The sequence below is a fragment of the Halopseudomonas oceani genome, assembly GCF_002903165.1.
Lineage (GTDB): Bacteria > Pseudomonadota > Gammaproteobacteria > Pseudomonadales > Pseudomonadaceae > Halopseudomonas > Halopseudomonas oceani.
Genome location: NZ_PPSK01000015.1, coordinates 20,008 through 31,626, shown reverse-complemented (window position 1 = coordinate 31,626; position 11,619 = coordinate 20,008). Strand labels below are relative to the sequence as shown.

6 protein-coding genes are annotated in these 11,619 nt (G+C 54.8%); 4 read left to right on the top strand and 2 right to left on the bottom strand.

Annotation, left to right across the window (positions count from 1 at the left end):
- Window positions 1-9 precede the first annotated feature (9 nt).
- On the bottom strand, window positions 10-183 hold the full coding sequence (locus tag C1949_RS19445; RefSeq protein WP_170063085.1) for a hypothetical protein: 174 nt from the start codon (window positions 181-183) through the stop codon (window positions 10-12).
- A gap of 172 nt (window positions 184-355) precedes the next feature.
- The gene (locus C1949_RS14410; RefSeq protein ID WP_146040328.1) at window positions 356-1,501 is read right to left on the bottom strand and encodes a hypothetical protein; all 1,146 of its coding nucleotides are present in this window, start codon (window positions 1,499-1,501) and stop codon (window positions 356-358) included.
- A gap of 761 nt (window positions 1,502-2,262) precedes the next feature.
- Between C1949_RS14410 and C1949_RS14405 the strand changes: the two genes are divergently transcribed.
- Genes C1949_RS14405 through C1949_RS14390 form a run of 4 tightly spaced genes read left to right on the top strand, consistent with a single transcriptional unit; the run spans window position 2,263 to window position 11,618 of the window.
- The gene (locus C1949_RS14405; protein ID WP_104739223.1) at window positions 2,263-6,219 is read left to right on the top strand and encodes a DEAD/DEAH box helicase; all 3,957 of its coding nucleotides are present in this window, start codon (window positions 2,263-2,265) and stop codon (window positions 6,217-6,219) included.
- A complete protein-coding gene (locus C1949_RS14400) occupies window positions 6,216-8,609 on the top strand; it encodes a PIN domain-containing protein (protein ID WP_104739178.1) in 2,394 nt (797 codons plus the stop codon). The genes C1949_RS14405 and C1949_RS14400 overlap by 4 nt, the downstream gene beginning before the upstream one ends.
- Window positions 8,610-8,613: 4 nt before the next feature.
- Window positions 8,614-9,759, top strand: a complete 1,146-nt coding sequence (locus C1949_RS14395) for a coiled-coil domain-containing protein (protein ID WP_104739177.1) — start codon at window positions 8,614-8,616, stop codon at window positions 9,757-9,759.
- Window positions 9,756-11,618, top strand: a complete 1,863-nt coding sequence (locus tag C1949_RS14390) for an AAA family ATPase (RefSeq protein ID WP_104739176.1) — start codon at window positions 9,756-9,758, stop codon at window positions 11,616-11,618. The genes C1949_RS14395 and C1949_RS14390 overlap by 4 nt, the downstream gene beginning before the upstream one ends.
- Window position 11,619 lies beyond the last annotated feature (1 nt).

Genomic DNA, 11,619 nt, shown 5'->3' with positions numbered 1-11,619 from the left:
TATTTCAAGTTAATTTATGTCGTAGCTCTTGTCGCAGTGGTCGGCTTCTTTCCACATGCCGAACATTGATTGCAGGTCGCTCATTGTGTTTGCGTCTAGATCGCTTAGGCGTAAGTTTTTGCGTTTTTTCTCCACTGCGGAGTCAGCAGCATTGGTCTCAATGGTAGGCTTTTTGTCTTGCATGAGTGTCTCCATGTGCTCAGGCTGAATGGGCGTGTGGAATGTTTAACATGCCCTTTGTTTTGGGGATGGTGCTCCCTCCCCGGGTGTCTAATGCATGTAAATATGCACGGGTCGATTGAGTAATTTGCTCGTAAGTGATTCGTTGCTTTTGAGTATAGGCCTTCCTACAAATCTATTGGCTATCTCTGGTTAGCCAAACAGTCGCTGGCCGGCCTCCATCAGTTTCGACCACCCCTACGCCCTGTAAGACTGGGAGTATGTAACGGATGTTGCAGGGGCCGTAGGTTCCCTGTGCTGTTTGTCTTGATTGTCTGCAAAGCTCGCTCGCTTTGGCGGGCACGTTGTTCGCTCCAATCACACAACGGTTGCCAGGACTGTGGTTGTGTTCCAACAGGTACGCAAGGGCCGCTACAAAACTGTCGCGACTGATCGGTAATGACGATTTCTCAAAGTTAGCTTCAACGCTGTTGGCGTCTCGAGTAACGAGCTTGAATTGTCGCTTTTGAGCAGGTGTTCTGTACTCGCCCTGTGCGATTTTTGGCCACACCTCTTGGATGATCTTTTGAGCTTGGGCGCGAGCCTCGGGGCATTGGCTATTTTCGGGCATGGGGCGTCCTTGTCGGCTGGTTTTTTCTGCTTTTGGGGGGGAATATTCGGTTCTATAACCGATCATAAACATGGCCTTTTCGACCTCGCCGATGTCGGGTATCGATTTGTTAAGGGTTTGCATCTTCAGGAAAGTCGCCGCAGCCAATCGGGATAGCTCCGCCCAGCGCTGAGCAGCATGCTTTCCGCCGTATAAGCTCGAAAACTTCAGGCTTCCTTTGGACGGGTTTCTCAGTAGCCCGCCTTGACCGTTCGCGCTCCGAAACGCTAGGGATGCAGGCACTGATGTGCTTCCCTGTTGCTCCAGCCAGTATCGTGCCAGTAGGGCTAACGCCGCGCCCACGCGGCCGTCGTAAATAATGACTTTACTTGGCGCTGCAGCAGCATAAACCTTGGTCATCGCTGAATTCATCAGCAGTCGCTTGCCGTCAAATGCAGACAGCGCCTGGCCTTGGGCTGGATCCAGCAGATCCACCGCTGATCGTATGCTAGAGCACAGCATGCCATTGCTTGCTTGCTCGGCAACCCATCTTCTGGATGTGTCGTTTGGCGTTCTTGCTACGCCACCCCAGCGGAATATTGCCAGACAGGCGTCTAACGCGAGCTTGTCGTCACCGCAATCAAGCGCATGCTGCAGCGCCGCTGCCAGCGCAAGAAAGTCTTGCTCATTCTCGTTCGACGACCAGGCGTAGCTCCTGGCGGCATCACTCAAAGACTGACACCACCAATGCTTCGTGCCTCGGGGCTGCGCTTGGCGCCAGGGCTTCCAGTTTCTATGTCTGCTTATGGGATAGGAGTGTAGGAGCCCTTCAGAGGATCCCGGAAAGCAGGGTGGCAGTGCCAAGCCCTCACTGGGAGAATCCCAAAGCGTTGCTAGAAAGTTGGCAAATTCAATCTGGTCCGGGGCGAGCGCGCTGGGCATTGCGGTGAAGATCCTTTTCGACATAACCGAGACAGAATATTCCCTTTGGGGCCTACTCTGTCAATCTGTAACGGAATGTCCTGATGGCTTGATGACATCCCTCGGTCCCCCCATGATAGAACAGTTATGATGTGTTGGCGATTAGCCATTGCCGGCCTGTGATAGGAATCGAGTGGTGGATGCAGCTGAGGAAAGTCACCCATGAAACGGCATTGCAGAGTGCTTCGCGAAGACCTTCAAGCGAGACGACACCACTCATGTGTCCAGGCCAGAAAGGGGGACTGCCTTATCTAAGCAGGCTACCGCGTTTGAGCAGGACAACGAAGAGTACTCGCATAGTGCTCTGAGATACCGATTACCTCGGGAGTTCGAAGGTTGGCAGCAGTTTAGCGAGGTACTCGTGTCCGGTTTTATAGGGGGTAGTCCACAGGGAATCCATCCCCACCTTCGCCAATCAAGAGGGTATCGGCAAACGGCAATTCTACGAGTTGCTGTAGCCGGAACATTGAAGTGTTTATCAACGTTGCAACAAGGAAGAGGCAGTGCTTGTGATGAATTTTTATGTTGGGCTTGACCTGAATCACCGAAGGATGAAGCAGGTTGTCGCCGATCTTCAGCGCCGCCATCAGGCATTCAAAAATTTTTGCAACGGTCGCGATGGAGCAGAAGTTCTATTCGAGCTGATATTTCCAAACAATATGCCAATCACAGGCTATGTTTCTAATCGGCAGCGGGACAAACAGAATCCACGATACACGCAGATGGCGATTCGTATCAGCGGAGCTGGACGGGAATGGCCGTTTCGGGAAGGATGCGCCTTCATCGCCATGGGAAGTTGGCCCACCGAACACTCTTCGCCACTCTTCCTGATCAACGGTTTCATAGAGACTGCCGACCTACCTGCGCGATCTTTCGAGCGCGAAGTGACGGCATTTGCAGTGCATGACAGTGTGCAATCTATGCCGGGCCAGGAGCGCATTCAGCGGGTAAATAATCTGCTCACGCCGCAATTGCTGGCCGATTTGCCGCCAATCACCCAGCAAACCGAGAGACAGTTGACGGAGTGGACTGAATTTCTTCGGTGGAAAGAACGCCTCACTCGCTACAAGGCGCGGGGTTTGCGCTACGTCAGCCGTGAATGGCGTGACGAGCAGTTGGTTTTTTTCTTGATCGCACAGAGTACCCAGGCTTTGCAAAAAGACCGCAAGGCATTGGGGCGGGATGATCTTGTGGCGTTTCAGGTGGGGCAATCCAAAGATCCTTGGGTATTCGAATTGCCTGAAAGGGAGGAGCGCCGCCTTCCCCGCATGGGGCAGGCCGGCAAACTCTCCCAACTTGACTCGTTGCCGCAAGATAGGAAACTCTTCCAGGACGAAAACTTGCCGGAATGTCCTTGGCCTGCGCCTGTGTTTGCCGAATTAGCTGTTTCACTGACCGAAGATGACGCAAATGATCTCGCCAATGCTGAGGAGCCAGACGCACTGCGCGAGCGCATCCTGAGTCGGGTTCCGGAGTCTGGTTTTTTGTCCATCTCAACAGCCGGCGACATGAGCCTGATCAAGCGCCATCAACAGGCGCTGCGGCAGCTGCAGGAACAGGCTGGTTATGCTCCGTATCTAACGGATTATCTGTTTGAGGCTGCACAGGTCTCCGTGCCGCAGCGTCTGGAGCGGGTGACACAGTGGGCCAACAACAAACTCAACCCCGCCCAGAAAGAAGCCGTCGTCAAAATTCTTTCCGCACCGGATTTGTGCTTGGTCCAGGGGCCACCGGGTACGGGAAAAACCACAGTTATTGCGGAGGCAATTGTGCAGCTGGCGCGGCGTGGGCAGCGGGTGCTGCTGTCATCGCAAGCACATACCGCCGTGGACAACGCGCTCGACAGGCTAGACCTTGATGGCTCCTTGCGCGTAGTGCGGTTGGCACGGAATGAACGCAAGGTGACGGAGGATGGCGCAGCCTTCGCGGGGCAAGCATCCTTGCAGCGCTACTACAAGGCCTTGGCAGGGCAAACCGAAGATCGTCTTGCCGTGTGGAAACGCGGTGAAAAGGACTTGCGTCTCCTGCAGGAGTGGCAGGAGCGAGCGGCTTTTGTGTTGCACGATGAGAAGGAGTTAAGCACTAGACGCGGGCAGCTTGAGCTGGACTTGGCATCGGCACGCAGCCAGGCAAGGCAGGCGGAGAAAGCGTATGACGCCGCTTGCAAGGTGTTGGATGAGGACACTGCCAAACGCCAACGCCTGCAAAGCGTTCAGGCTTTGCTGTATGGCGAAGCCGAAACGCTACATGGCGACTTACGTGATGTAGAGCCGCTTGCCAGAAAACTCATGCAAAGCGTTGCTTCCTGTGAGGAGGCAGGATTACTCGTGAAGTTTTCGATGGACGATTGGCTGGCTCATACAAGCAGCCGGGGTGCAATGCTGGCACATATGCTGTCCGTATGGCGGCGTTTCACGAGTGTGCGAGAAGCCATTGCCGCGGACATTCGCCGCCTGCGTGACGCGGCGAACGGCCCGGTTCAGGATGCCAGTACCCGGCTACGCATTGAATCGCTCCGAAACAAGGTCAAAGCCTTGGAGGAGCAGATGGAAAAGGACGACGCTTTCGTAGACGCTTGGAGAGCTACGCGCAAGGAGCTCAAAGATTTGGAGCGGGCCGGTGCGGGCTTGGAGCGCAGCCGCTATGACGGCTTGTTTCACCAAGCCGCTAAATGGTGCGTTCCCATTGAAAATGCGACCCTACTGGCTGACGAAATATCTGACAGCCTGATGGAGTTGGAGAGGGCGCAGCTGGCCATCGAACAGGCCCTCGAAACCCTCAAGCAGTCTTTGCAGGCACAGTTGTCGGAGTCCGCGCCTGAAGTTCCGAGCGATGGTCTTGTGCGAGGTGCACAGAGCCAGGAGCGCAGCGCTCAAAGCAGCCTAGATGATTGGGATGAGCAGCGCAGGCAGCATGCGAAGACGGTTGAGGCCCTCTTGCAGGATGAGGCGATCACCCAAGGTGACCGGTTGCCGCCAGAATCTGCTGCGACTTTGTCACAGTGCTTCGACACCGTCGCCCACGTCATTAAGGCCTTGCAGCAACGCCAAGCAAGCCAGCAACATGAGCGCATGACATGGGGGCCGTTGCTGGATGATTGGATGCGCGATTTAAGTCGCAACAACGCCGCATCAGAAGATTGGCAGCATCTGAGCGCAGATTTTCTGGCTAGCTGCAATGTGGTGGCCATTACTTGCAACGAAAATGAGCGCACGCTGGACGATGCAGGGCAGACTAGTTTTGATGTCGCCATCATTGACGAAGTGAGCAAGGCTACCCCGCTGGAATTGTTGATGCCCTTGATGCGTGCGCGCCGCGCCGTGCTTGTGGGCGACCACCGCCAACTGCCACCGCTATTTCAGGAGGGCGATGAAGCCCGCAGTTTCATGGATGAAATTGAAGAAAACGAAGCGGTCGACACTGGGGAAAATGGCACAGGTCACTCTGTCGAAGCGCAGACCTTGCTGACCCGTGACAACATACGTCGCTTCGAGAAAATGGTCACCGCTTCCTTGTTTAAGTCGCATTTCGAGAGGGCGGACGATTCCAATCGTGCGCGACTGAATGTCCAGTTTCGCATGCATCCGCAAATCATGGCGATGGTGAACCACTTCTACGAAGGGCAGTTGGAATGTGGTCTCCTTCGGCCTGACGATGATCCAGACACTAAGCTTCGCCGTACTCACGGACTGACATTGAAGAATGTTGCCGGTGGCTCAGCTTTACTCACGCCGGGTGACCATGCGTTGTGGGTGGATACAACCTACAACCTGCACAACGGGATTCATCGTGAGGACATGGACGGCAACCAGCCACGGCGCACCAATAAGCTGGAAGCAGAGTTGATTGCCGAAACGCTAGAACAAATCGAACGGCAATCTGCTGCGCAAGACTACTCACGAACAAACAAACGCAAAGTCGGCGTGGTGTCTTTCTATGCCAACCAGTGCCGAGAAATTCGCGCCGCCATCCGCCGCCGCAGGCCTAAAGAGTCAAACGGGCGATTTGAGTGTCTGGATGTGGAAGTCAATACGGTGATTCGCTATCAGGGCAAAGAAAAGTCGATCGTGCTGGTTAGCATGGTACGCCATGATGGATACGACCCCTTGCGTTCAGGCAATCAACCCCGACGTCGTTCCAGCAAAGCCAATGTTGCTCGGTTTGAATTTATTAATGTGGCATTTTCACGTGCGCAGGAGCTGCTGATTGTCTTTGGTGCGAAAAGCATGTACGCATCTTATGAGGTGGACTTGCCGCGCATGGATAGCGCAGGCAGCGTGAAGCGAACGGTTTACAAAGACATCTTGGATCAACTAGATCGTGATGCACGGTTGGTGCCGGCAAGGCAATTGATGTCGCCTGACATGCTACCCCAGCAGCAACAACAGCGTGGCAGGTCTAGTGCTTCGAGTAACCGGACGGCTACGCCCAGAAACGACAAGTATAGTCGCCGGGGAGGTCGTGCATGAAGCTAGCAGACATTTCCGTTCCCTTGCCCTTGTATCGCATTGAATCCGATGTGACCTATCACACCGAGCGCAAGCCCACAGTATTTGAGCGGATGGTGTTGCGACTGTGTGATCCTGGGCTCCATTTACCTGATAAACAGAGCCTATCCTTGCTTGGTGTCTTCCGCGATCAATTGGGCGCAGGCGATGTGCGTGAACTGTTGGAGGGCTGCGTATCTGAACTTTCCGCTTTGGGTGCTCTGCCCAAACGTTATGCTCTTGATACGCTCGAGGTGCCTCTAACTGAGCTTGAATTGACTGCCGATGGCTTGCAATTCTTGCGCAGCGACAGCCTGCCTGTGCGCTCGCGCACGATTAAAGTCAGTCATCACTACGACCCTATTGGTGATGAGATCAAACCGGTCAAGAGGGATGGTGGGCAGCAGAGCCAAGGCAACATGAGCTCCGTCGACAACGCTTTGAGGCCGCAAAATCCGTTGCCGCAAGTAGAACGCGCTATAGCGCAGGAAACTTATGACTGGAAAAACTCTGCGACAGTTATAGACCGCATTGCGCCCGTGGTTCAGCTATCTGGATGGGGAGAGCGTAGGCTCGAAATCTCGTGCAGCGAGGATGGCGTGCTGTCCGCGAGCGCTCCGCGTGATGCCGCATTGCAGCGCTGGCTGGAGCAAGCACAATCCGAACTGGCATGGGAAATTCTGCTTGCTGGCGCATTGACAAGCGAACCGAATGCTTCTCTGCCCGTCATTGACTCTTCTGTTTTACGCGATGCCCGTACTGCCCGTCCCATTGCAGCAACTAATAGGGGGGCAGTCAGAGCGCGGTTGTGCATCGTTACGCAAGGCGTTGCGGCGGATGCGGCAACACCCACCATCGTTTTATCGTCTGAAGTGAACGCACCGGAACTGGTTGCCAATGGCAAACAACCGACTTTGTTCACACTGCTTGTGCCACCTCCCGCAGGAATGATTACGGGATTTCGTAGCTTGTCTCTGCCACAGATCGGCGGAGCGAGCGCTCAAGCAGAAGTGGCCGGTAACCTCCGCCTCTATTGGGCTGGGCAGCCGCGCTCGTGTGGCTTGGCGGTTACTTTGAGCGACCACGCTGCAACCGCGCTTTGGGCCAAGCTGCGCATGGATTTAGAGGGAGCTTGCGAGCACTCCGATGACCCACGCATTGTCTTCATGCCCGTAGCATGGCGGGATATCGATGCGATCGGCGAAACAGTGTGGCCGTGGCTATCCAGACGTGCTGAACAGCCGCTGGGCGATCTGATAGCGTTGATTGAGCCCGCTATACAAGCAATTGGTTTGTGGCGGCCTGGGGGGAAAGACTGGAAACCTGCGTGGGAAGTATCTCTGGCAAGAGCCATTGATGAATCGTTGAGGCATACGCCCAATCAGCTTGAGCCTGAAGAAATCGCTTCTCTTTTGACTCAGGTGGCTCAGATGCTGCCTGCTGACAAGGCTGCGCCTCTGCAAGCCGCGCTACTGCTTCATGCGGCGCCCATTCGCGCCTTGGAGTCATTGGCAAAACTGCGATCTGCCTTGCCTTCCACCACTGCGATTCCAGAAGAATTGCTCTCCATCGAATTGCGGCGAGTGTGGCTGGAACACGCATTGGAGCGAAAAGATTTGAAGCTGTATGGCCCGCACGCAATACAGCAGCCGATGCAAGATATTCAGAAAGCCGTTCAGGACGTTTATCGGAGTATTGGCGAACAGGCATTGAAAGCGGCTGGTAATGGCCAAATGTATGTGCGCACCTTGACCCCTCATGCGTTGGATGCTGTTCGCACTTGGCGCAAAGCTGCCCTGAGTTTTCACAGTCTAAAGGTATCGCTGCCCCTCTGGGATGCGTTGAATGACATGGTGGAAAGCTGGAACGTTATGGCGCAGGAGCAGTTGGCCCCCATCGAGATTGGGCAACGCATCGCCGTCTTGGATACCTGCGCTCTGATGGAGCATCCTGAACTTTTGAAAGGTCAGAGCACCAGCGATACTTTGGTGGTGCCGCGCCGTGTGCTGGGCGAGTTGGATGGGTTGAAGAGCAGTGAAGATGAGACTCGTGCGGTCAAGGCGCGCGCGGCCATTCGCCACTTGGATGCACACTCGTCCCGTCTCCGCCATGAAACAGACCACGCAGCCTTACTGCCTCCTGAATGGGATGCCAGGCAGCCTGACCATGGCATTCTCTCAACGGCGTTATTCTTTCGGCTAAATGACGTGGTGTTTGTGAGTAATGACATCAACTTACGCAACAAGGCGCAGTCGCTTGGCCTGAACACGCAAGATTCAAGCTCATTTGCGCGTTCGCGCATTGTGCCCACTGCTGCTACGCCAAGCACACAGCCACGAATCCGGGATAAAAGAAAAAAACAAAGGAAATGAAACCATGAGTAGGGCAGACGAATATCGCTACCAAATTCATCGGCAACGTAAACAAGAGCTTGATAGACAGCGTGTGCGCGAGACAACGCGTCCGTTCCTTGAGCGTTACCGCAGCGTATTGAATGATGTCGCCAGCCAACGGCTCGATGATGTAATTCCAGCAGAGTTTCGTGAGCTGAGCTCTGAGCTTCGGCGCATGGAGGCGCTGCTGGAGTCTGACCCGTTTGCTGCCAGGGATATGAGCCGTTCCCTAGGAGCACGGATCCATGGATTGCCACGCTTTGCGCGTGAGCAGCGTCGTTCCCGTCAAGAGGCGGAGCTAGCCTCGGCTGAGGCATTTCGCAAAGCGCAGCAAGCTGAGGTCGAACGACAGCTGCAGCTGAGGGCAGAGCTTGAGACAGCGTGGCGTGAGGGCTTGAGCGGCTGGAGCACACCTGTTGCACTCAACGCCGCGTTTGCCGAGTTGCAGCAACTACGGGAGCGACTACTTGGCAATGCAGCCGACAAAGTGACCTCGGCGCAAATTTCAGCCGCCTTGCGCGAAGTTCGGCAACGGTATGAAGTGGACGCTGAGCGACAGTTGCAAGAAATGAAAAATCGTGTACAGCGCGAGGCCGTGACTGACGTACTGACGCTGCAAAGAGAGCAGTTGGAGCAGGAAGCGATTAAGGACGGTGGCGAACGCGCTGCCAAGTTGCGCGAGGCGTTGGCTCATGCAATAGGACTGGCTCCTGCAGAGCAGGCTGAAGCCTTGAACCAACTGGTGCAAGAGCAAGATGAAGCTGCCGTAGACGAAAGCCAGCGCCGTGAGGTTGTGCGGGCGGTGTATCAGTCATTACAACAAGCTGGTTTTGTTGTGGATAGGCCAGAGCATCTTGTATCGGAAAAGGAAGATCAAGTGCTGATTCGCGCCCGCCGCCCTGCTGGTGCGCAGGCAGATTTCAGAGTCAACTTGAGCGGTCATCTCAGCTATAAGTTTCATCAGTACAAAGGCAAAACGTGCGAGAAGGATGTCGCCCCCGTCATGGCAACGCTACAAGATGCTTACGGTATCAGTCTGAGTGACAAACGCGTGATTTGGGTCAATCCCGACGACCAAGATGAGGATGCTCGCCCGTACCCTGATGCAACACAGGAGAGAAGCAAATGAGTTCAGCCTTGTTGCCGTGGCAGGAGGACTTTCGCCGCGAATGCGGCATACGACGCGGATTGATATTGCACGGTAATACGGGTGATTTAACATCCGACCCCGAAGCACCAGGGCAATGGACAGCGTTACCTACCGCGGTGATGAACCTGCTGCGCCAGCGTGGGTATCAGCATGTAGTTTGTTGGAACCGCGTCAACGGTGTCAGCGGTGTTGATGCGAGGACTTGGGGTGAGTTGCAAAGCTCAGTTACACCACCTGCCGCAAGAGAAAGCACATCTGAGGGGAATGCCTATGACATGGGGGATTTATCGCCTATACCTGTGGCGAGCCCCGCATCCAACGGCATCACGGCCAGCGCGGATGACTTACTGACTGTTGCTGCGCAATGGCTGCGGCAACCGCACGCCGAAAAGCCTGTCGCTTTTGTGCTGGACTGGACTCAATATTTGTTTGGCAGCGTCAATTCGTTGAGTGAGAACGAGCGCGGATGGCTGCTACGGCTGGGACAGGCCACCCGTGATGCCGCAGTGGTTCGTAATGCTCAAAGTATTGGTCAACCGCAATCGCTGCTGGTGCTGCTGTGTGGGGGCTTGAATGTGTTGCCGCCATCCATCTACCTGAACAACCCCTTGTTCAGGGAAATATCAATTCCCTTACCGACAAGGCAGATTCGCGAGTCTGCCGTACTGGGTTTGAAAGAAGTGTTTCGGCTGCAGCCCCCTTTGCAGCAAGGCGGACGAGAGTTGGCTGACTTCGTGGATGGTTTGGAAGGCCAGAGTATCCGCGACATTCACAATCTCGCACGACTTTCACGACAGGAGACTGAAGTCTCAAGTGCCTTGTCTCTGCTCAACCTATATCGCCACGGCCGCAGGCACAGTCCTTGGGAGCAATTGGATCACAAAAAGCTTCAGACCATTGTCGAAACCCTGGGGCGGCGCGTCAAAGGTCAAGGGGAAGCCATTGAATCGGTGCGGCGCATCCTTGTGCGCGCCTTCACAGGACTTTCGGGACTTCAACACTCACACAGGCAACGCACTCCTAAGGGCGTGTTGTTTTTTGTCGGCCCTACGGGCGTCGGTAAAACTGAACTGGCGAAGTCCATTGCCGAATTTCTCTTCGGCGACGAAGAGGCCTGCCTTCGCTTCGATATGTCCGAGTTCAATCACGAGCATGCTGACCAGCGGTTGGTGGGTGCACCGCCAGGTTATGTGGGCTACGAAGCTGGCGGGCAGCTGACCAATGCGGTGAAGCAAAAACCATTTTCCCTGCTTCTATTTGATGAAATCGAGAAGGCGCACCCGCGCATCCTTGATAAGTTTTTGCAAATTCTGGAAGACGGGCGTTTGACGGATGGCAAGGGCGAAACGGTGTTGTTTTCGGATACCGTCATCGTCTTCACCTCGAATATTGGCGCAGCCGAAGTGAGCCATGAAAGCCAGGATGTGCGAAATGAATTCATCCAAAAGGTGCGACAGCATTTTGTGCACGAATTAAAACGCCCAGAATTGCTAGGGCGCATTGGCGAAGCCAACATCATTCCTTTCAACTTCATGCGTGACGATAGCTTCTTGATTGATATCGCCCGCGCCAAGTTGGAACCATTGCGCAAAGGGCTGAAGGATAAATGGGGGGGGGCGGACTTGAGGCTGGTTAAGGAAGCCGAGATACTGGCCTTGCTGATTAGAGATGTGGATCGCGGGACGGGTGGCCGCGGCGTCCCCAACGCACTGACCAATAAGCTGATTGACCCATTGGCCGATTTTCTATTTTTACATATGGCCGTCCCTGATCAGATTCGGGGCAAGGTAATTGAAGTTCATATTGCCGGGGGCAAGTTGTTATTCGAGCTGGAGTGAA

Excerpts from the sequence above, each read along its gene's own strand:
- C1949_RS19445 (WP_170063085.1), bottom strand. The coding sequence starts at position 183 with ATGCAAGACAAAAAGCCTACCATTGAGACCAATGCTGCTGACTCCGCA.
- C1949_RS14390 (WP_104739176.1), top strand. The coding sequence starts at position 9,756 with ATGAGTTCAGCCTTGTTGCCGTGGCAGGAGGACTTTCGCCGCGAATGC.
- C1949_RS14400 (WP_104739178.1), top strand. The coding sequence starts at position 6,216 with ATGAAGCTAGCAGACATTTCCGTTCCCTTGCCCTTGTATCGCATTGAA.
- C1949_RS14395 (WP_104739177.1), top strand. The coding sequence starts at position 8,614 with ATGAGTAGGGCAGACGAATATCGCTACCAAATTCATCGGCAACGTAAA.
- C1949_RS14405 (WP_104739223.1), top strand. The coding sequence starts at position 2,263 with ATGAATTTTTATGTTGGGCTTGACCTGAATCACCGAAGGATGAAGCAG.